This is a genomic window from Paraburkholderia sp. RL17-383-BIF-A, from assembly GCF_046028015.1.
Lineage (GTDB): Bacteria > Pseudomonadota > Gammaproteobacteria > Burkholderiales > Burkholderiaceae > Paraburkholderia.
This window is the reverse complement of the sequence record NZ_JARESR010000001.1, coordinates 265,634-286,855: the sequence shown is the minus strand read 5'-3', so window position 1 is coordinate 286,855 and position 21,222 is coordinate 265,634. Positions and strand designations below refer to the sequence as shown.

19 protein-coding genes are annotated in these 21,222 nt (G+C 62.6%); 8 read left to right on the top strand and 11 right to left on the bottom strand.

The features are described from left to right. Window positions 1-32: 32 nt before the first annotated feature. Both P0D71_RS01440 and P0D71_RS01435 read left to right on the top strand, forming a co-directional pair. Window positions 33-311: a DUF1488 family protein gene (locus P0D71_RS01440; RefSeq protein WP_091809223.1), complete on the top strand. Its 279-nt coding sequence runs from the start codon at window positions 33-35 to the stop codon at window positions 309-311. 25 nt (window positions 312-336) lie between these two features. Then, a complete protein-coding gene (locus P0D71_RS01435; protein ID WP_408182551.1) occupies window positions 337-1,128 on the top strand; it encodes a phosphate/phosphite/phosphonate ABC transporter substrate-binding protein in 792 nt (263 codons plus the stop codon). Between the two features lie 9 nt (window positions 1,129-1,137). On the opposite strand, the gene P0D71_RS01430 is transcribed toward P0D71_RS01435, so the two are convergent. The 4 genes from P0D71_RS01430 to P0D71_RS01415 form a co-directional block, all read right to left on the bottom strand. Beyond that, window positions 1,138-3,180, bottom strand: coding sequence for an acetyl/propionyl/methylcrotonyl-CoA carboxylase subunit alpha (locus tag P0D71_RS01430; protein WP_408478966.1), 2,043 nt, complete (start codon window positions 3,178-3,180; stop codon window positions 1,138-1,140). An 80-nt stretch (window positions 3,181-3,260) separates the two neighbouring features. Beyond that, the gene (locus tag P0D71_RS01425) at window positions 3,261-4,046 is read right to left on the bottom strand and encodes an enoyl-CoA hydratase/isomerase family protein (RefSeq protein WP_408353007.1); all 786 of its coding nucleotides are present in this window, start codon (window positions 4,044-4,046) and stop codon (window positions 3,261-3,263) included. Between the two features lie 31 nt (window positions 4,047-4,077). After that, window positions 4,078-5,685, bottom strand: coding sequence for a carboxyl transferase domain-containing protein (locus P0D71_RS01420; protein ID WP_091807600.1), 1,608 nt, complete (start codon window positions 5,683-5,685; stop codon window positions 4,078-4,080). A 14-nt stretch (window positions 5,686-5,699) separates the two neighbouring features. Next, entirely contained in the window at window positions 5,700-6,881 is a 1,182-nt protein-coding gene (locus P0D71_RS01415) for an isovaleryl-CoA dehydrogenase (RefSeq protein WP_091807598.1), read from the bottom strand. 294 nt (window positions 6,882-7,175) lie between these two features. Here P0D71_RS01415 and P0D71_RS01410 point away from each other — a divergent pair, with 294 nt between their 5' ends. From P0D71_RS01410 to P0D71_RS01400, 3 genes are all read left to right on the top strand, one after another. Next, window positions 7,176-7,922, top strand: a complete 747-nt coding sequence (locus P0D71_RS01410; protein ID WP_091807595.1) for a TetR/AcrR family transcriptional regulator — start codon at window positions 7,176-7,178, stop codon at window positions 7,920-7,922. A 93-nt stretch (window positions 7,923-8,015) separates the two neighbouring features. Beyond that, the gene (locus tag P0D71_RS01405) at window positions 8,016-8,855 is read left to right on the top strand and encodes a DUF72 domain-containing protein (RefSeq protein ID WP_408182561.1); all 840 of its coding nucleotides are present in this window, start codon (window positions 8,016-8,018) and stop codon (window positions 8,853-8,855) included. A 128-nt stretch (window positions 8,856-8,983) separates the two neighbouring features. After that, window positions 8,984-10,102, top strand: coding sequence for a 3-deoxy-7-phosphoheptulonate synthase (locus P0D71_RS01400; RefSeq protein ID WP_408478963.1), 1,119 nt, complete (start codon window positions 8,984-8,986; stop codon window positions 10,100-10,102). Between the two features lie 217 nt (window positions 10,103-10,319). On the opposite strand, the gene P0D71_RS01395 is transcribed toward P0D71_RS01400, so the two are convergent. After that, window positions 10,320-10,598: an HU family DNA-binding protein gene (locus tag P0D71_RS01395; protein ID WP_006049832.1), complete on the bottom strand. Its 279-nt coding sequence runs from the start codon at window positions 10,596-10,598 to the stop codon at window positions 10,320-10,322. A 350-nt stretch (window positions 10,599-10,948) separates the two neighbouring features. On the opposite strand from P0D71_RS01395, the gene P0D71_RS01390 reads away from it, so the two are divergent. Continuing rightward, on the top strand, window positions 10,949-11,332 hold the full coding sequence (locus P0D71_RS01390; protein WP_408182565.1) for a hypothetical protein: 384 nt from the start codon (window positions 10,949-10,951) through the stop codon (window positions 11,330-11,332). A 187-nt stretch (window positions 11,333-11,519) separates the two neighbouring features. Then, window positions 11,520-13,496, top strand: coding sequence for a putative bifunctional diguanylate cyclase/phosphodiesterase (locus P0D71_RS01385; RefSeq protein ID WP_408478961.1), 1,977 nt, complete (start codon window positions 11,520-11,522; stop codon window positions 13,494-13,496). A gap of 21 nt (window positions 13,497-13,517) precedes the next feature. On the opposite strand, the gene P0D71_RS01380 is transcribed toward P0D71_RS01385, so the two are convergent. From P0D71_RS01380 to P0D71_RS01360, 5 genes are all read right to left on the bottom strand, one after another. Continuing rightward, a complete protein-coding gene (locus P0D71_RS01380) occupies window positions 13,518-14,960 on the bottom strand; it encodes a purine-cytosine permease family protein (protein WP_408478959.1) in 1,443 nt (480 codons plus the stop codon). Between the two features lie 124 nt (window positions 14,961-15,084). Further along, a complete protein-coding gene (locus tag P0D71_RS01375; protein ID WP_408479144.1) occupies window positions 15,085-16,017 on the bottom strand; it encodes an electron transfer flavoprotein subunit alpha/FixB family protein in 933 nt (310 codons plus the stop codon). Window positions 16,018-16,040: 23 nt separating this feature from the next. Continuing rightward, complete coding sequence (locus P0D71_RS01370; protein WP_408478957.1) at window positions 16,041-16,790, bottom strand: electron transfer flavoprotein subunit beta/FixA family protein; 750 nt, start codon at window positions 16,788-16,790, stop codon at window positions 16,041-16,043. Between the two features lie 30 nt (window positions 16,791-16,820). Beyond that, window positions 16,821-17,960 (bottom strand): acyl-CoA dehydrogenase family protein, encoded by a 1,140-nt coding sequence (locus P0D71_RS01365; protein WP_408478955.1) that lies wholly within the window; start codon window positions 17,958-17,960, stop codon window positions 16,821-16,823. Further along, the gene (locus P0D71_RS01360) at window positions 17,953-19,236 is read right to left on the bottom strand and encodes a CaiB/BaiF CoA transferase family protein (RefSeq protein ID WP_408478953.1); all 1,284 of its coding nucleotides are present in this window, start codon (window positions 19,234-19,236) and stop codon (window positions 17,953-17,955) included. Before P0D71_RS01360 ends, P0D71_RS01365 begins: the two co-directional genes overlap by 8 nt. A 93-nt stretch (window positions 19,237-19,329) precedes the next feature. On the opposite strand from P0D71_RS01360, the gene P0D71_RS01355 reads away from it, so the two are divergent. Beyond that, the gene (locus P0D71_RS01355) at window positions 19,330-20,280 is read left to right on the top strand and encodes a LysR family transcriptional regulator (RefSeq protein WP_408478951.1); all 951 of its coding nucleotides are present in this window, start codon (window positions 19,330-19,332) and stop codon (window positions 20,278-20,280) included. Between the two features lie 4 nt (window positions 20,281-20,284). Here P0D71_RS01355 and P0D71_RS01350 read toward each other — a convergent pair whose 3' ends face one another. Then, on the bottom strand, window positions 20,285-21,013 hold the full coding sequence (locus P0D71_RS01350; RefSeq protein ID WP_408478949.1) for a DUF899 family protein: 729 nt from the start codon (window positions 21,011-21,013) through the stop codon (window positions 20,285-20,287). Window positions 21,014-21,222 lie beyond the last annotated feature (209 nt).

Sequence of the window (21,222 nt, the reverse complement as noted above, 5' to 3'; positions counted from 1 at the left end):
CTGATGACTCGGGCGTGCGGCGGGAGATGGCCATGTCAGTGTATGTGGATGAAGGGTTCAGGCCCTGTGTGACGGAATGCGCGACGGTCGCGTTCCGGGTGTGCTGCGATGATCGGGCGCAGATCTTCGAGGTCAGCGCCGAAGCACTCGTGACCTATTGCGGCGCGGCGAGCAAGCGCAAGCAGGACCTGCTCGTCGCATTCGAGGATGCGCAACTGGAAATCCTTTCGGTCGCCGCGCAGAAATGGGCGTTCAGACCGTCGGAGCCGGTGCGTCTCGGCCTCGACGAATTCCGAATGGTCAGACATTAAATAGCAGGCATGCCAGAATAGCGTCATGACCTGGATCGCCGCCCTGCCAATGTATAACGTCACACCCGCGCTCGACTTCGAGTGGCGCGAGTGGCTCGCCGACGTGCTGCGCATGGTCAAGCCGGCGTGCCGCATCGTCGAACCGGACGAAGAATTGCACGGCTTCTGGCGGCGCCCCAATCTGCTGATCTCGCAAACGTGCGGCTATCCGTTCATGCATGGCTTGCAGGACCAGGTACAACTGATCGCGACGCCGCGCTTTGACGCGCCGGGTTGCGAGGGCGCGCATTATTCAAGCGTGCTGGTGACGCGCGCGGATGCGCCGTTCGATACATTAGCGGCGTGTCGCGGCGCGCGTGCGGCGTACAACCAGGACGATTCGAATAGCGGCATGAACGTGTTTCGCCACGCCGTGGCGCCGCTCGCGCGCGCTGGTCTATTTTTCAGCGCGGTATTGCGAACCGGCTCGCATCTCGGCTCGTTGCGCGCGGTGGCCGAAAATCACGCGGATGTCGCGGCGATCGATTGCGTGACCTTCGCTTTCGTCTGCGACGAAATGCCGGAACTGGCCCGTCAGGTGCGCCGGATCGGCACGACAGCGCCGTCGCCGGGCCTGCCTTTGATCGCTTCCGACACGGTACCCACGGCCACCGTGGAAGCACTGCGCGAAGCATTGAACGAGGTACTCGTGATCCAGCCCGAGCGTGCGAAACGCCTGCGTTTGCAGGGGTTTTCCGTGTTGCCGCGCTCGGATTACGACCGCATCGAGCAGCTTGAAAGCGAGGCGCGCGCCGTCGGCTATACGCGCCTTGCCTGAGTTGCGCCCTTACTGCTGCACGTCCAGCACCAGAAGCTGCGCGCCGTCGGCAACCTGATCGCCGACTGAATACAGCACCTCCGAAATCGTGCCGGCAGCCGGCGCACCGATGGTGTGCTCCATCTTCATTGCTTCCATCACGATCAGCGGCGTGCCCTTCTCTACCACCGTGCCCGGTTCCACCAGCACCGCGATCACCTTGCCCGGCATCGGCGCGGTCAGACGGCCTTCGCCGCCTTCGGCGTCCGCGGCGTGTGCGAGCAGGTTTTGCCATTCGAACGCGAGCGCTTCGCCGAGGCAAAACACATGGAACGTATCGCCGTCGACGAATACGCGGCCCGTTGCCCGCGCATCGCCGATCGTCGCGCGGAATTCATGCGGGCCGCTGCCGTTCGACCAGCTGAAGTCCTCGCGCACGCCGTCGTGTTCGAGCGTTTGCGTGCTGCCGTCGCGTGCGAACGCGACCGTGAACAGGCTTGCGTGATCGCCGCTGCTGTCCATGTCGCGCCAGCCGAGCGTCTGCGTATAGCCGCCATTCAGCCGCCAGTGCGACAACGCATCCCACGGCGACGCGCCGTGCGCCGTGCCGCCCTCGCGCGTGAGCAGCGCTGCGCAAGCGAGCGCCAGCGCTTCCTTGTATGGCTTCTTGCGCGGCGCGAACAAGGCGTCGTGATGACGCTCGATCAAGCCCGTATCGAGATCGCCGGTTGCAAACGGCTCGCTAGCCACGATGCTTTGCAGGAACTCGATGTTGGTGTGCGGGCCGACCACCTCGCACGCATGCAGCGCGCGGCTCAGACGCGCGAGCGCCTCTTCACGCGTGGCGCCGTGCACGATCAGCTTCGCAATCATCGGATCGTAGAACGGCGTGATGGTGTCGCCCTCACGCACGCCGCTGTCGATACGCACCGGCGCCTTGCGTCCCGGCTCGCCAAGACCTGCCGCATCGATCGCGAACTCCACGCCTTCCGGCATGCGCAAATGCTTGAGCGTGCCTGTAGACGGCAGGAAACCACGCGCCGGGTGCTCTGCGTAGATACGCGCTTCGATGGCGTGACCGTCGATCTTCAACTGTTCCTGCGTGAGCGGCAGCGGTTCGCCGGCGGCGACGCGCAGTTGCCATGCCACGAGGTCCTGACCGGTGACCATTTCCGTGACCGGATGCTCGACCTGCAGGCGCGTATTCATTTCCATGAAATAGAATTCGCCCGTGCTGGTCATGATGAATTCGACCGTGCCCGCACCGACGTAATTCACCGCGCGCGCGGCGGCCACCGCGGCCTCGCCCATTTCGCGCTTGATTTCAGCGGGCAAGCCGGGCGCTGGCGCTTCTTCCAGCACTTTCTGGTGACGCCGCTGCACAGAGCAATCGCGGTCGAACAGATAGACAGCGCCGCCGTGACTGTCCGCGAACACCTGCACTTCCACATGGCGCGGCCGCGTCAGATACTTTTCGATCAGCACGCGATCATTGCCGAAGCTGCTCGCGGCTTCCCGCTTGCACGAAGCCAGCGCCGCCGCGAAATCCTCGCTGCGCTCGACCACGCGCATGCCCTTGCCGCCGCCACCGGCGCTAGCTTTGAGCAGCACCGGATAACCGATCGCATCGGCCTCGCGGTGCAGCAGTTGCGGATCCTGATCGTCGCCGTGATAGCCCGGCACGAGCGGCACGGCGGCCGCGTGCATCAACGCCTTCGCGGCGGCTTTCGAGCCCATCGCCGCAATCGCCTCGACCGGCGGTCCGATGAAGACGATGCCGGCGGCCTCGCACGCATGCGCGAAAGCTTCGTTCTCCGACAGGAAGCCGTAGCCCGGATGCACCGCCTGCGCGCCGGTGGCGCGCGCGGCTTCGATGATGCGTTCGACGCGCAGATAGCTTTCCGCCGCCGTCGAACCGCCGATATGCACCGCCTCGTCACAGGCGGCCACGTGCTTAGCATTGGCGTCCGCAACGGAATAGACGGCCACGCTCGCAATGCCGAGCCGCTTGCAGGTCGCGGCGACGCGGCACGCAATCTCGCCCCGGTTGGCAATCAGGATCTTGTTGAACATGAAGTGTCTCGATGAAGTGTGCCGTTTTATCGGGGCTGTTGTTCTGGTCAAGGCGCTGCCCGCGCCCTGGAATAGATGCGTTAGTTACGCCAGGCGGGCGGGCGTTTTTCGAGGAACGACGCCACGCCCTCACGCCCTTCGGCGCCGGCACGCGTGCGCGCGATGCGCGCCGCCGTGTCTTCGATCATCGCGTCGTTCAACTCGTGGCCCGCGATATCCTGCACGAGTTGCTTGCACGCGCGTACCGCCTGCGGACCGTTGGCGCAGAGCGTCTCGGCAATCTGCCGCACGGTGGCGTCGAGTTGCTCCACGCTGACGGCTTCACTGACCAGTCCGAGGCGCAACGCCGTTGCGCAATCGAACTGCTCGGCGGTGGTGAAATAGCGGCGCGACGCCTGCTCGCCCAGCGCACGAATCACGTACGGTGCGATGGTGGCCGGAATCAGACCGAGGCGCGCTTCCGAAAGGCAGAAGCGCGCGCTTTCGACCGCCACCACAATGTCGCACGCTGAGATCAAACCCATGCCGCCCGCGTACGCGTCGCCGTTCACGCGCGCGATCACCGGCTTGTTGCAGCGATAGATCGACGACAGCATGTTTGCCAGCAGCATTGCATCGGCACGGTTCTCGTCGTCCGAGTAACCGGCCATCTTCTTCATCCAGTTCAGATCGGCGCCCGCGCAGAATGCTTTGCCGTTCGCGGCCAGCACCACCGCGCGCACGTCGTCGCGATCGTTGAGCGCCGTGAAGGCCGAGGTCACTTCGGCGATCATCGTTTCGTTGAATGCGTTGCGCACGTCCGGCCGATTCAATGTGACCGTGGCGATCTGTCCGGCGAATTCGACCGTCAGTGTTTCGTATTGCATCGTCGCAGCTCCCGCGCTTTCTCGCGCATCGTCACATTCTGAACACGCCGAAACGCGTGTCTTCGATCGGTGCGTTCATCGCGGCCGACAGGCCGAGACCGAGCACGTCGCGCGTTTGCGCCGGGTCGATCACGCCGTCGTCCCACAGGCGCGCGCTGGCATAGTACGGGTGGCCCTGATGTTCGTATTGATCGCGGATCGGCTGCTTGAACGCTTCTTCTTCTTCCGCGCTCCACGCACCGCCCTTGCCTTCAATGCCGTCGCGCTTCACCGTGGCCAGTACCGACGCCGCCTGCTCGCCGCCCATCACCGAGATGCGCGCGTTTGGCCACATCCACAGAAAGCGCGGCGAATACGCGCGGCCGCACATGCCGTAATTGCCCGCACCGAACGATCCGCCGATGATCACCGTGAACTTCGGCACCTTGGCCGTGGCCACCGCCGTCACCATCTTCGCGCCGTTGCGCGCAATGCCTTCGTTTTCGTATTTGCGGCCCACCATGAAGCCGGTGATGTTCTGCAGGAACACCAGCGGAATCTTGCGCTGGCAGCACAACTCGATGAAGTGCGCGCCCTTGAGCGCGGACTCCGAAAACAGAATGCCGTTATTCGCGATGATGCCGACCGGATGTCCCCAGATATGCGCGAAACCGCACACGAGTGTGGTGCCGTAGCGTGCCTTGAATTCGTCGAACGCGGAGTCGTCGACGATACGCGCGATCACCTCGCGAATGTCGAACGGCTTGCGCGTATCCACGGGAATCACACCGTACATGCTCTTTACGTCGTAACGCGGCGGCTTCGGCTCCTGCAACGCAACCGGCACCTGCTTGCTGCGATTCAGATTGCCGACGATACTGCGCGCAATCCCGAGCGCATGCGCGTCGTTTTGCGCGAGATGATCGACCACGCCCGACAGACGCGTATGCACGTCGCCGCCGCCGAGATCCTCCGCGCTGACCACTTCGCCGGTGGCCGCTTTCACGAGCGGCGGACCGCCCAGAAAAATCGTCCCCTGATTCTTGACGATGATCGACTCGTCGCTCATGGCCGGCACATACGCACCGCCCGCGGTACAAGACCCCATCACGACGGCGATCTGCGGAATGCCCGCGGCGGACAGATTCGCCTGGTTGTAGAAGATGCGGCCGAAGTGGTCGCGGTCCGGAAACACGTCGTCCTGATTCGGCAGATTGGCGCCGCCCGAGTCGACCAGATACACACAGGGCAAATGATTTTCAGCGGCGATTTCCTGCGCCCGCACGTGCTTTTTGACGGTGACGGGATAGTAGGTACCACCCTTGACCGTCGCATCGTTGCAGACGATCACGCACTCCTGCCCCGCGATCCGGCCAATCCCGGTGATGACACCCGCGCCGGGCGCATCGTTGTGATACATGCCGTAAGCCGCGAGTTGCGAGAACTCGAGAAACGGCGTGCCCGGATCGAGCAGTTGCGCGATGCGATCGCGCGGCAGCAGTTTGCCGCGGCCCGTGTGTTTGTCGCGCGCCGCCTGACCACCGCCCAGCGCGAGTTTTTCGACTTTCGCGCGAAGGTCGGCGACCAGCGCTTCGAGCGCTGCCGCATTGGCGCGGAAGTCATCCGAGCGCGGATTCAGCTTTGATTCGATGATCGGCATGGCGGGCGTCTCCTTCAGACCGTCTCGGCAAACAGTTCGCGGCCGATCAGCATGCGGCGGATTTCGCTCGTGCCCGCGCCGATTTCATAGAGCTTCGCGTCGCGCCACAAACGGCCGACCGGATACTCGTTGATATAGCCGTTGCCGCCGAGAATCTGGATCGCCTCGCCTGCCATCCACGTGGCTTTTTCCGCGGTATAGAGGATCACGCCCGCGCAGTCTTTGCGCACCTGGCGCACATGTTCCTTGCCGAGCGTATCGAGCTGGCGGCCCACTGCGTAGAGATAGGCTCGACATGCCTGCAACGTGGTGTAGAGATCGGCCACCTTGCCTTGAATGAGCTGGAATTCACCGATCGGCTGACCGAACTGCTTGCGGTCGTGAATGTACGGCACGACCGCGTCCATGACCGCGACCATGATGCCCGTCGGGCCGCCCGCGAGCACGGCGCGTTCATAGTCGAGGCCGCTCATCAGCACCTTCGCGCCGCCGTTTAGCTGGCCGAGAATGTTTTCTTCCGGCACTTCAACGTCCTGGAACACCAGTTCGCCGGTATGCGAGCCGCGCATGCCGAGCTTGTCGAGTTTCTGCGCCACCGAGAAACCCTTCATGCCCTTCTCGACGATAAACGCGGTAATACCGCGCGAATTCGCTTCGGGATCGGTTTTGGCGTAGACGACCAGCGTGTCGCAATCCGGGCCGTTGGTGATCCACATTTTCGTGCCGTTGAGCACGTAGTGATCGCCCTTCTTTTCGGCGCGCAGCTTCATGCTGACGACGTCCGACCCCGCGTTCGGCTCGCTCATGGCAAGCGCGCCGATGTGTTCGCCCGACACGAGCTTGGGCAAGTACTTCTGCTTCTGCGCTTCCGTGCCGTTGCGATGAATCTGGTTGACGCACAGATTCGAATGCGCGCCGTACGAGAGACCGACCGAAGCCGACGCGCGCGAGATCTCCTCCATGGCGATCATATGCGCCGTGTAGCCCATGTTCGCGCCGCCGTACTCCTCCGAGACCGTCATGCCGAGCACGCCAAGATCGCCGAACTTGCGCCAGAGGTCCATGGGAAACTGATCCGTGCGATCGATTTCCGCGGCACGCGGAGCGATTTCTTTGGCAGCGAATCCCGCGATGCTGTCGCGCAGCATTTCGATTTCTTCGCCGAGCGGGAATTGCAAACCGGGCAGGTTGCTCATTGCTGTGTCTCCAGGAGTTCGTTGGCGGCCGGCCTTGGGGCGGCGGCTGGTCCGGATGCGGCTCAGCGGACGGTAGCGGACCGGTGGACCCGCCTTTATCGTCCCGCACGAAGCGCAACGTTCAAGCCGCATTTCACGCCAGATTTACGTAAGCGTCAATAGATATTTTTGAGTATCACTCAGAAACCGGCCAAGCCCTCTACAAGGCTAAAATGTCGTGGTAGCATCGGCGTGACGGGGTCAATCGGCAGGCTTTCACGCCGAATTCGACCAACAAATCTGAACTGGACTCATATGACGGTTGCCACGAAGGCCGAGTTACCCGCCTCGCGCCGCCAGCCGGCCGGGCGCAAGTCGCAGCAACGCGTGAAGGAGATCCTTCAGGCGGGGCGCGACGTGTTCTCCGAAAAGGGCTACGAGCGCGCGACAACCGCCGAGATCGCGCAGCGCCTGGGCATTTCCGAGGCGACCGTGTTCAGCTATTTCCGCGGCAAACGCGAATTGTGCGCCCGGGTGATCGGCGACTGGTACGACGAGATCATCGAAGCGATCGAATCCGGCTTGCCGCGCGACGGCAATGTGCGCCAGCAGTTCGCGTTCATTGTTCGCACGCACTTGCGGTTGATGCTCGTAAACGGCACCGATCTGTGCGCGCTGGTGTTGTCCGAAGGACGGGCCCGCCACCATGAATTGAGCGAGGCGCTCACCGAGTTGCAGCGCCGCTATACCGCACCGTTGATGCGCGTGCTCGCGCAAGGTCAGGAGAGCGGCCAGATTCGCGCCGACATGCCCTTGCGCTTGCTGCGCTCGATGGTGTTCGGCCCAATGGAGCACGTGCTGTGGGACGCCACGCTCGCGAACCGGCACATCGATATCGATGCGACCGCGGACCGGCTCATCGACGTGTTGTGGGCCGCGCTCACGCCGCCCGACCTGGCGGTGAACGCGTTGCAGCAGTTCAGGGCGGAAGTGGCGGAAGCGAACCGGCGGTTCGAAGAGGCCGCGCGTCAAGCTGCAGACGCGTCGCGAAGCGGCGAATAGCAGGCGCGCTTCCGGTTCTCCGGACTTACGCGTTACTTGGCGAAAAAGCGGCTAATCTACTGCTTCCCCTGCGAAGCCAGATGGAGAGCCCAAGTGCCGAAAGAACCCGCCGTAAAAACCACAAAAACCGCGAAGGCCACCAAAACGACGAACATCCGCATCGGTATAGGCGGCTGGACCTATGCGCCCTGGCGCGGCACCTTCTACCCCGACGACCTCACGCAAAGCCGCGAACTCGAATACGCGAGCAGGAATCTCACATCGATTGAAATCAACGGCACGTTTTACGGTTTGCAGAAACCGGCGAGCTATGAGAAGTGGTATCAGGAAACGCCGGACGATTTCGTCTTTTCACTGAAGGCGCCGCGTTACGCGACCAACCGAAAAGTCCTCGCGGACGCGGGTGAAACCATCGAACGCTTCTTCGGCAGCGGTGTGCTGCTGCTCAAACAGAAACTCGGCCCGATCAACTGGCAATTCGCACCTACCAAAAAATTCGACAACGAAGACTTCGAAGCCTTTCTGAAGTTGCTGCCCGCCAGCATCGAAGGCCAGAAGCTCAGGCATGCGATCGAAGTGCGCAACGACACCTTCAAGACGCCGGAATTCGTCGCGCTCGCACGCAAACACAAAGTCGCCATCGTCCTCGCTGGCGACAGCGAATACCCGCAGATCGCCGACATCACCGCGCCCTTCGTCTACGCGCGCATCATGGGCACGACGGACAAACAGGCCAACGGTTATTCGACCAAAGCGTTGGAAGCATGGGCGGAACGCGCGCGGCAACTGGCAGCGGGCGCGACACCGGACGATCTGGAAACCTCAGCGGAAGCACCCGCAAAAACAGGCGCACGCGACGTCTATCTCTACGTGATCAGCGGCTTCAAGGAGCGCAATCCGGCCGCCGCCATGGCCTTGATCAAACGCCTTTGACGCGTGCCGTCCCGGCCGCAGCACGCGAGTGTCATAATCCCGGCAGCGAAGACAACCAGCATCGACGCACCCACACTCACGCAGTCAGGCCACGAGGCCACTTCATCATCAAGGTCCGGGAGAACATTTTGAGCGCCATCGACAATCCTTTGCACGATCAGGAAGTCGGCTCGGCCGACGCCACCCAGGACACCACGCGCATCGACGACGTTCGGATCGGCGCGGTACGTCCGTTGATTTCCCCTGCCCTGTTGCAGGACGAATTGCCCACGCCGCCTTCGGTGCAGACGCTGGTCGAGAAGACCCGCGCGGAAATCGCCGACATTCTGCATGGCCGTGACGACCGGCTCGTGATGATCGTCGGACCGTGTTCGATTCACGACCACGACCAGGCGATCGAATACGCGCGCAAGCTGAAGGCCGCCGCCGATACCTACAAGAACGATCTCCTGATCGTGATGCGGGTCTACTTCGAGAAGCCGCGTACTACCGTCGGCTGGAAAGGCTATATCAACGACCCGCGGCTCGACGGCAGTTTCCGCATCAATGAAGGTCTGCGTCTTGCACGGCAACTGCTGCTCGACATCAACGGCCTCGGCTTGTCCACGGCCACCGAATTTCTCGACCTGCTCAGCCCGCAATACATCGCCGATCTCATCGCCTGGGGCGCGATCGGCGCGCGCACGACGGAGAGCCAGAGCCATCGTCAACTGGCTTCGGGACTGAGCTGCCCGATCGGCTTCAAGAATGGCACGGACGGTGGCGCACAGGTCGCCGCGGACGCGATCGTCGCCGCGCGCGCGAGCCACGCGTTCATGGGCATGACGAAAATGGGCATGGCCGCGATCTTCGAAACGCGCGGCAACGACGACGCGCACGTGATCCTGCGCGGCGGCAAGAAAGGGCCGAACTACGACAGCGCGTCGGTGGAAGCCACCTGCGTGGCGCTCAAATCAGCGGGGTTGCGCGAGCAGGTCATGATCGACTGTTCGCATGCGAACTCGGGCAAATCGCATTTGCGTCAGCTGGAGGTCGTGCAGGATATCGCGCAGCAATTGTCGCAGCGCGAGCGCCGCATTATCGGCGTCATGCTGGAAAGTCATCTGGAAGAAGGCCGCCAGGATCTGAAGCCCGGTGTGCCGTTGCGTCGCGGCGTATCCATTACGGATGCCTGCGTCAGTTGGGCGCAGACCGAGCCGGCGCTCGAGACACTCGCCGAGGCCACCCGCAAACGCCGCGCGGGCTGAGTGCGCCGGGGCGCAGGCGCTGCGTCGAGCACGCCCTGCGTCGAACACCCCTGCGGAAAGTCCCGTTGGGGGTCGGCTCAAAAACACACGCGCCGCACCATCCGCCGGTTGATCCATCTGACCGGGGTTGGGCAGCGCGTGATTCCTCACACCCGATGCATCGCTCGCCGCGCGCCACGGCAGCGCGCGTGGATGCTCCGGCGTGAAGCGCGTTGCATTACGACGCGTTGACGGCTTCCTTGAACGCCTTGCCAGCGGTGAACTTCACCGTCTTCGCAGCCGCGATCTGGATCTCTGCACCGGTCGACGGATTGCGGCCGACGCGTGCTGCGCGCGCGCCAGTCGAGAAAGAACCGAAACCGACCAGTTGCACCGTATCGCCACCCACCACGGCCTTGGTCACCGCTTCGACGATCGCGTCGATGGTTTGGCCGGTGGCCGCTTTGCTTTCGCCCGTCGCTGCGGCGACTGCATCAATCAGTTCCTGTTTGTTCATAGCACTTCCCGTATGGTAATCATGGAACCGGCGCCACGTCTGTCGCGCCGGGACCGACACACTAACGCATAGGCGCCGGTTCGCGCAAACCTTGGGTGTAAGGCTTGTATCACCCGCCCACAGGGAATTTGACGATTTTTTCCTGCAAAGTGCCATAAGAATCGCGCGCTTAGGCATTTATCGCGCTCCATGCGTATTCTCCCGCTATCACAATCCGTTGCAATTTCAGTGATTTAGCGCTGCGCAAACCTTGGCCGGCGGCCTTTTTTACTATGTTATGGTGGATTAGAGAGTTTCTAAAATTGTCAGGACGAGAGGTCCGCAATCAAGAATCCGGGAGGAATAAAAAAATGAAATTTCGCCATATTGCAACATGTGCGCTCCTCGCTGTGACCTCGTGCGCAGCCTTCGCAGCCGGCGACAAAGCCTGCGCCACCCTGGTCGGCGCGGCACATTCCGGGTCGCCGCAGAGCTTTCAGGTCCGTGACGGCGAACCCGTCGACCTGGTGAGCCATGCCGGAACCGTCCACGGCAAGCTGCTGGTTTTCGGCGATGGCGGCACTTTCCGGGCTTATTGGCAACCCGAAAACAGCCCCGAAAAATATGTGCTGGCAAATGCCGGCGTGAATGCCGTACGTCTCGTCTCCACCCCGCCGCAAGGCACGCAGGCTCAAAACGGCCAACCGGGCACAACCCTGGAGCCTCAGCGTGTACTTTCGTGTCCTGCACTTTGATACGCGAACCTGTCATTTGCGCCACCTTCGATTCGGCATAAATGACGGATCGCGCAGCGTTTTACGGTCGAACTTACCGCTCGTTCGCACCGGGATTCGATTTCGTTCAAGGTGTCCTTAAGATCCCACCTGTCCTGCCGATATACCAAGCTGCGAGTGCAGCGCAAACGTTTAAAAAAGGACGGGAATGGTTCTGCTAACCCAATTCAGGGATGCGCTGTCGGTCGCTAAACGCGACCCCGAACTCGTGCGCTCGCAGCTCGACGCATTTGGCCACCAGGTCCCGCTTCTCTACTTCATTCTCCTGGTCAACACGACGACGGTCGCCATTACGCATATAAGTTGCGCGCCTGCGTGGTTGGCGATCTACTTTCCGGCGGCGCTGTGCGCCATCTGCGTCGTCCGATGCATACGATGGTGGCAACTCCGGCACCGCGTTCTGACCGACGACAGAGCGGTGTCCGAACTGCGCAAGCTCACCTGGCTGGCCGGCCTCTTCGCCGTTGCGTTCAGCAGCTGGTCGTTGCTCCTGTTTCCCTACGGCACCGCCTACGAACAGACGCAAGTCGCGTTTTACATGGCGACCACGGTAGTCGGCTGCGTGTTCTGCCTGATGCACCTGCGCGCGGCGGCCATGTTGCTGCTGTCGATCGTCATCCTAAGCTTCTCCACTTTTCTGGTTTTTACCGGCTATCCCGTTTTCATCGCGATGGCTGTCGATATGACACTGGTGGGTGTCGCGCTCGTCTTTATCATTCAACTGTATTGCCGGACATTCGCCGATGTGGTGCACGCACAGCGCGAGTTGCAGGCGAGCCAGCAGAAAACGCAGCGCCTGAGCGACGACAACTTCCGGCTCGCGAGCATCGACAGCCTGACCGACCTGCCCAACCGGCGCAGTTTCTTCGCCTCGCTGCGCGCGTTGTCCGAGCACGCGCTCGGCAGCGGCGGCGGATTCAATGTCGGCCTGATCGATCTTGACGGCTTCAAACAGGTCAACGACATCTACGGCCACGCCAGCGGCGATCTCGTCCTGCAGGAAGTCGGCGCACGCCTGTTGTCGCTCGCCGAACCCGGCATTTTCTTCGCGCGCCTCGGCGGCGATGAGTTCGGCGTGCTCGCACAGCACAAACTGGCGAACGCGACGCTCGTCGAATTGGGCGAGCGTATTTGCGGGGCGCTCAGTCAGCCCTACCGGGTCGCCGGCAACGTTGCCGAACTGTCGGGCACCATCGGCTGGGCCGCGTTCCCCGAAGCCGGCACGACGGTCGCGCAAGTGTTCGAACGCGCCGACGCGGCGCTATACGCGGGCAAGGAAAGCCAGCGCGGCACCCCGGTCATTTTCTCGACCGAACATGAAACGCGCATCCGCCGCTCGAGCCTCGTCACCCAGGAGCTTCGCCATGCGGATCTCGAGTCGGAACTGTTCCTGGAGTTTCAGCCGATCTACGACGTGCTCACGCAGCGCACCATCGGCATGGAAGCGCTCGGCCGCTGGCATAACGCACGGCTCGGCGCCGTCAGACCGGAAGAATTCATTCGGATTGCCGAGCGTACCGAACTGATTCTACGCATCACGGAAGTGCTGCTGCACAAAGCACTCGACGAAGTGGCGCGCTGGCCGTCGGAGCTCTACCTGTCGTTCAATCTGTCGGCGATCGATATCTGCACGTCGGCACGCGCCCGCCGTCTGATCGATATCGTCATGGCAAGCGGCGTGCCGCCGCATCGCGTGTCGTTCGAAATCACCGAAACCGCGGTGACGCGTGATTTCGAACAGGCCCGTTGTTCGCTCACCATGATCAAGAAAGCCGGCTGCCGGGTATCGCTCGACGATTTCGGCACCGGCTATTCAAGCCTCAGCTACGTGCATCGCCTGCCCTTCGATACGATCAAGATCGACCGCAGTTTCATGACGGACGTGGATTCCAACAGCGCTTCGAAAAAGATCGTCAAGTCGGTGCTCGACCTGTGCGGGAACCTCGGCCTCGAATGCATCGTGGAGGGACTCGAGACGGTGTCGCAAGTCGAGGTCGTCAAAGCACTCGGCGCTCGCGCGGTGCAGGGTTATCTGTTCAGCCGGCCGATGCGGGCGAGCGCCATTGCTGCGTATTTGCAGGCGCCGCGTGGGCACGACCATGCAGCGCACATGCTGGAGCAATAGAGCACGTCACGGCGCCCTGCTCTATTGCCCCACGCCGTCCACGCCGCCGAGTTCATGCGGCAGAATCATCTGCTCGGGAATGTCAGCCCTTTTGGCTCGTGCTGCGAAGTAGTACAGCAATGCAGGCGCGGCCAATCCGACGATCCACGAAATGTCGACGCCGCCCAGCGCTTCCACCAACCCGCCGGTATAGAAACTCGTCGCGATGAACGGCATCTGGATCAGAACACCGAATGCGTACACCGCGATGCCCGTCATATTCCAGCGGCCATAGCGGCCTTGCGGATCGAACAGCGCCGGCACGTCGTAGCGCTCCCGGGTCACGAAATAGTAGTCGACCAGATTGATGGCGCTCCACGGCGTGAAGAAGGCGAGTAGAAAGAGCAGAAATGCAGTGAATTCCTTCAGAAACGCGTGATGTCCCGCCAGCGCAAGCCCCGTCGATGCACCCACCATCAGGAAAATGAAGACAAGGCGCGTGCGGCTCGAAATCGACCGTTGGCCGCCGAAGCCGGTCATGATGGTCGCCACCGACATCACACTGCCATAGGCATTGAGCGTGGTGATCGTGAGCTTGCCCAATGCGATCGTGAAGTACAGCACGGCTGCGAGCATGCCGCTCGCGCCCAGTCCGACGATGAACGACACCTCGTGCCCCGCGAAACGATTACCCGCCAGCGCCGCGGCGAAAACACCGAACACCATCGAGACCTGCGCGCCGATCACGGAACCGAGGCCGACCGCCCAGAACGTCTTCAGTGCCGAAGTGGCACGCGGCAGATAGCGCGAATAATCGGCAACGTATGGACCGTATGCGATCTGCCATGAAGCCGACAACGACACGGCGAGCAGAAACGAGCCGAGCGTAAAGTGCCGGTTGTTCAACAGCACGCCGATATCGTGCCCATGCAGCAGACTGGCGAACAGATAGAGAAACGCCAGTACGCCGACGATGCTAGACATACGGCCCATCGCGTGAATGGTGCGATAGCCGAGTGCGGTCAGCAAGACGATCAACCCGGCGAAGATGACGATCGCCGTGGTGTTCTCGACATGCAGCAACTGCCCGATCGCCTGCCCGGCAAGCACGGTACCGCCCGCGGAAAAGCCCACGTACATCACGCACACCAGCGTGAGCGGAATGATCGCGCCATAGACGCCGAACTGCACGCGGCTCGAAATCATCTGCGGCAAACCGAGTTGCGGACCCTGCGCGCCATGCAACGCCATGACCGTGCCGCCGATCATCTGTCCGACGAGCAAGCCGATCAACGACCAGAAGACGTCGCCGCCGAGCACCACCGCGAGCGCGCCGGTCACGACCGCCGTCACCTGCAGGTTCGCGCCGAACCATAGCGTGAACTGGCTAACGAGACTGCCGTGGCGCTCCGCTTCGGGGATATAGTCGATGGAGCGCCGCTCGATCAGCGAAGGCGTCGCTGCGCGCGGAATAGAAGTTGCCATGTGTATCTCCTGACATGTCGCTACGCTGCCTTGCAGCAGCAATGGGAAAGCGGTTTGAGTGACGATCGATGGCTTTCTGTTGTTGTTATTCGATTCGCCAGACTGCGCAGCGCGGAGGGGCGCGCTAGAGCGCAGCCGTGAATTGCGGCACTGCTTCGAATAGATCGCTTACGAGACCGTAATCGGCGACGCTGAAAATCGGCGCTTCTTCGTCCTTGTTGATCGCGACGATCACTTTGCTGTCTTTCATGCCGGCCAGGTGCTGGATCGCTCCCGAGATGCCGACCGCGACATACAGTTGCGGTGCGACGATCTTGCCGGTTTGGCCGACCTGATAGTCGTTCGGCACGAAGCCCGCATCCACTGCTGCGCGCGATGCGCCGAGGGCGGCTTGAAGTTTGTCTGCCAACGGTTCGAGAACCTTGGTGTAGTTTTCGCCGTTGCCCAAACCGCGGCCGCCCGAAACGATGATCTTCGCCGACGTCAGTTCCGGACGGTCCAGCTTCGTCACTTCACGGCTCACGAAGGACGATATGCCGCTGTCTGCTGCCGCTTCGATCTTCTCGACCGTTGCGCTGCCGCCTTCCGCTGCCACAGCGTCGAAACCGGTCGAACGAACTGTGATGACCTTGATCGGGTCAGCCGATTGCACCGTTGCGATTGCGTTGCCTGCGTAGATCGGGCGCTCGAACGTATCGGCGCTGTCCACTGCAGTGATATCGCTGATCTGCGCAACGTCCAGCTTCGCGGCGATACGCGGCGCGATGTTCTTGCCGTATGCCGTTGCCGGCGCGAGGATGTGCGTGTAATCCTTTGCGATGTTCAGCACCGTCGCTCCGACGTTTTCCGCGAGGCCCGCTTCGAGTTGCGGCGCGTCAGCCAGCAAGACCTTGGAAACGCCTGCAATCTTCGCTGCTGCATCCGCTGCGGCCTGCGCGTTGTGGCCCGCGATCAGCACGTGAATATCACCACCAATCTTCTGCGCCGCTGCGATCGTGTTCAGCGTCGCGGCCTTGATCGATGCGTTGTCGTGTTCTGCTATTACCAGATTAACCAGATTCGTCATTTGCTCTGTCTCCCTCACAGCACCTTGGCTTCGGTCTTCAGCTTCTCGACCAGCGTCTTCACATCCGGCACCTTCACACCGGCGGAGCGCTTCGGCGGCTCGACGACTTTCAGCGTCTTCAGGCGCGGCGTGACGTCGACACCCAGGTCTTCCGGCTTGATCGTTTCCAGCGGCTTCTTCTTCGCCTTCATGATGTTCGGCAGCGTCACATAGCGCGGCTCGTTCAGGCGCAGGTCGGTGGTGATCACTGCGGGCAGCTTTAAAGACAGCGTTTCAGCGCCTCCGTCTATTTCACGCGAAACCGTCGCCTTGCCATCGGCGACGACAACCTTCGAGGCGAACGTCGCTTGCGGCAATCCGGCCAAAGCAGCCAGCATCTGGCCGGTCTCGTTCGAATCGTCGTCGATAGCCTGCTTGCCGAGAACGACCAGCGAAGGTTGTTCTTTCCCGACCAGCGCCTTCAGCAGCTTGGCCACCGCCAAGGGTTGTAACTCCTCGGACGACTCGATCAACACAGCGCGATCCGCACCGATCGCCAGCGCCGTACGCAGCGTTTCCTGCGTTTGCGCGATACCGCAAGAAACCGCCACCACCTCGCTAACCACGCCCGCTTCCTTCAACCGCACCGCTTCTTCGACCGCGATCTCATCGAACGGATTCATCGACATCTTCACGTTCGCGATGTCGACGCCCGTGCCGTCCGATTTGACCCGAACCTTCACGTTGTAATCGACCACCCTCTTCACAGCCACCAGCACCTTCATATCGCTCTCCTCTCGCAACCGCTCCATCGATCAGGCCAGCACCATCCGCGCAATCACGGTGCGCTGAATCTCCGACGATCCCTCGTAGATCCGCAGAATTCTCGCGTCGCGCACCAGCCGTTCGAGCGGCATCTCGCGGGTGAATCCGTAACCGCCGTGCATCTGCAAGGCGGTATCCGTGACGAAGCCGACCGTCTCCGATGCATACAGCTTCGCCATCGACGCGTGATCGGTGAACGGCTCGCCCGCCGCGCGCCGCACGGCCGCCTGCAAGGTCAGGAGCCAGGCCGCCTCGAGCCGGGTCTTCATGTCCGCGAACATCCATTGCAAACCTTGCTTGCGCGACAGCGGCTCCCCGCCCACCTGGCGCTGCCTGGCCCACTCCACCGCGCTCGCGAGCGCGGCCTCGGCAATCCCCAGGCTCGTCGCGGCGACATCGAGCCGGCTGTTGTCGAGCACTTTCATCGCCGTGCGAAAACCGGTGCCTTCGGCGCCGAGCCGATTCGCGGCCGGTACGAAACAGTCGAAAGCGATCTCGTGCGCCGGCGCGCCGCGAATGCCCATCAACTTTTCGGCCGGCGCCACGTCCACGCCCGCGCTATACCGGTCGACCACGAACGCGCTGATGCCGCGCGCGCCCGCGTCCGGATCCGTCTTCGCATAGACGACGATGAAGTCCGCCGCCTGAGCGTTCGAGATGAAATGCTTCACGCCGCGAATCCGGTAACCGTCGCCCTCGCGCGTCGCGCGAGTCGCCATGTCGGCGGGATTCGAACCGGCGCGCGGTTCGGTCAGCGCAAACGCGCCGAGCTTCGTGCCCACGGCGGCTTCGGGCAAATAGCGGTCACGCAGACTGTCGTCTCCACCGATCAGAATCGAGTCGGTCGCGAGATAGTGCGCACCGATCATCGACGACGTCGACGCACACGCCTTCGCGATCTCGACCAGCGACAAAATGATCGCCACCGGCGATGCGCCAATGCCGCCCCACCGCTCGGGCAGGTTCATACCCATCACACCTAGTTCGGCGAGTTGCGCGACATAACGCGTGGTGGGAATTTCGTCGCGGTCTACTTCGGCTGCGCGCGGCGCGAGTTCGCTTTGCGCAAAGCGTTCGATCGCGTCGGCGATCTCCAGATCGTTCTGTTCGACGCCCATTCTTTTAAGCACGGTCGCTCTCCTTGGCGAGTTCATCGGAACGCGCGAATTGCGCGCTGTTGGCGGCATCGCCGTTGCGACCGAACACACCTTGCCTACGCAGCTCGGCGATTCGCGCTGCGTCGAGGCCGAACGTATGCAGTATTTCCGCGGTGTGCTGGCCCAATCGCGGCGCGGCGGTGACACGATTGCCGCCGTACGCCGAAAATTTGACGGGCTGTGAAGGCAGACGCAGCGTAGGGCCGGCAAGACCGTTGGCGCGAGGCACCTCGGTGAGCAAGCCACGGAAGGCCGCCTGTTCGCTTTCGAGCGCCTGCTGCACGTTGCGGATCGGCGCGACCGGAATACCGGCGGCGCCGAGAATGCGGTTCACTTCCGCGACCGATCGTTGTGACGACCACGCTTCGACACACGCGCGCAACTCCGCTTCGTGCTCGCAACGCGACGCATCGCTCGCATAGCGCGGGTCGCCCGAAAGTTGCGGCTCGCCGATTGCGTGAGCGAAGGTATCGAACAGCTTGTTGTTGAGCACCGCAACCACATAGAAACCGTCTTGCGCGCGGAAAGCACCGAACGGCGCCGACGACGGGTGACGATTCCCGACGCGCCGCGGCGCGATCCCGGTGGCGGCAAAGCGGGCCACCAGCGTTGCGCTCAGGCTCAGCGTCGCGTCGAACATCGAGACGTCGACGTGCGTGCCTTGACCGGTCTTCTCGCGCGATAACAGCGCGGCAAGCACACCCCACGAGGCGAACAACCCGCTCACCACGTCCGAAACCGATTCGCCGATCAGAGTCGGCGAGCCGTCGGGAGAGCCGGTGGCGTCCATCAGGCCGCACATGGCCTGCAAAATAATGTCGTAAGCAGGGCGATGCGATTCGGGACCGGTTTGGCCGAAGCCCGACACGCTCGCATAGACGAGCGCCGGGTTGCGCTCGGCAAGTTGCGCGTAGCCGATGCCCAGCTTGTCCGCCACGCCCGGCCGGAAATTTTCGACCACCACGTCGGCGCCGGCGCTCAGCGTTTGCGCCAGCTCGCGGCCCTCGGCGGTTTTCAGATCGATCACGATGCTGCGCTTGTTGCGATTCATCGCGGCGAACAAGCCGCTCTCGCCATCCGCAAAGGGACCCACCGCGCGGTAGTCGTCGCCGCCCGGCGGCTCGACCTTGATGACATCCGCGCCCAGATCGCCCAGCAAAGCCGTGCAGAACGGCCCGGCGAGCACACGCGAGAAATCGACGATACGCACGCCGGTGAGCGGCAAAACGGGTAACTCGGGCAATGTCACGGCGAACTCCTGTTGAAGACGATGCACCGATTCTCGTCACCCAGACCTATCAAGTAAAATATGGGAATAAATTAGCTGCTATAGGAATTCCTAATGCGTATCTCACTGCGGCTGTTGCGTTATTTCGCGGCTGCGGCGCAAACCGGCAGCACGACGGCGGCGGCACGTCAGCTCAACGTTTCGCAGCCGTCCATCTCGGTTGCGATCCGCGAACTGGAAGCGCTATTCGAAGAAACCCTGTTCGCGCGCGACGCCGGTTCGAAGATGACGTTGACGCGCTTCGGCGTGCGCAAGCTTGCGGAAGCGCGTCAACTGCTCGCCGCCGCCAACGCCTTCGAACTCGACGACAGCGGCGACGCGGCGTCGGGAGAAGTCCATATCGGCGTGTTCAGCACGCTGGCGCCGGTGTATTTGCCGGTGTTGCTGCGCATTGCGCAAACACGTTTTCCGAACCTGACGGTGCGCTTCGTGGAAGGCAATCTGGTGGAACTGGAGGAATGGCTGAACAGCAGCCATATCGAACTGGCGCTGACCTACGACGTAGGCTTGCCCGCCGAACTCGAACTCGAGCCGCTGGCATCGTTGCGTCCATACGGTCTCGTACCCGCCGACTCGAAGCTCGCCAAAGCGCGCGGCGGCATTTCGCTCTCCGAGCTTGCCAAAGAGCCGTTGACTCTCATCGATCTGCCGCACAGCCGTGAGTTTTTGATGGCGCCGTTCTGGCAATTTGGGCTGACGCCGGAAGTCCGTTATCGCGCGACGTCGATCGAACTGGTGCGGAGCATGGTGGCCAACGGCCTGGGGGTATCGCTGCTGATCACGCAGAGCCCGGCGGCTGCGGTCAGCACAGCGGTCGCCGAGCGGCCGATCCGCGAGGAAACCATCCGCCAGCCGCTCGTGATCGCGCGCTCGAAGCGAGCGACGCGCACCCGAGCCTCGGAGCTAGTAGCGCAGTGCATCCGCGACGCCGTGCGCGAAGCGATGGCCGCGCGCGCGGGCCATCGCCGAAAGACCCGGCCAATCCTCTCTGGACAGGCCGAATAGCGGCCTAAACCGCCGCAGCGCCGTATTCGAGCTTCGGATACCAATCCGTGCCGCGACCGCCGGGCGTCATGTCGAGCACGGTCCAGATCGGCATCACGTCGGGAGCGCCGCGTGGATCCTGCCCGGGGTCCGCCGTCGAGGGCCCCATCTCCTCGGCCCAGAAGTGCCGCACGGTGCCGGCTGAACGCGAGAAAACATTGAACGCGGGATTATCGTCGCCAGCCGGATCTTCCGCCGCGTAATCGTGATTGAAGGTGTTGCCGCCCGACGAATAGAGCCGCAGGTGCCGCCAGCCACGCTCCTTCTTGAACGCAACCAGTTTCTCGATCGGCGAGCGGGCAATCACGGCGAACGCCACGCGCTGCAGGATATCGGGCATTTCGCCGTCGTATGCGCTCAGCAGCGACGTGCACATTGGACACGGCCGGGCACGCTGCGGGCCGAACATCCAGTTGTAGGTGACGAGCGTGTCATGCGCGCCGAACATCTCCGATAGCGTTACCGGCCCCGCTTCGCCCGTGAACAAATAATCCTCGGGCACGACGCCGCCGGGCGGCAGCGCGCGGCGCTGTGCGGCGACGCGCTCAATATGCCGGCGCAATTCGATTTCCTCGGCGAGCAGATCGTTGCGCGCGCGACGATATTCGGCGCTCTCGCCGGGAAACCGGCTCGGCGCGTCGGCCAGCAGCCGGGCCGGCTTCAGGGTCTGGGTGGATGCGTGTGCGTCGGTCATCAGCCATCTCCTCTTACGGAACAAGGATAAAGGGCGTGAGCGCCGCGATGGCGGACGCGTTCCCGTCCCCTATATAGCCACGACGAACCGCGCGGCGAAAAATCGACAGCATCGGTGAAAATATTCTGGCGATGCTCACGCCCCAAGCGCGGCAACCGAAAGCGCGCGGCAAGGTATCCTTGAGCGAAACCGCACGCGCAACAGGCGCG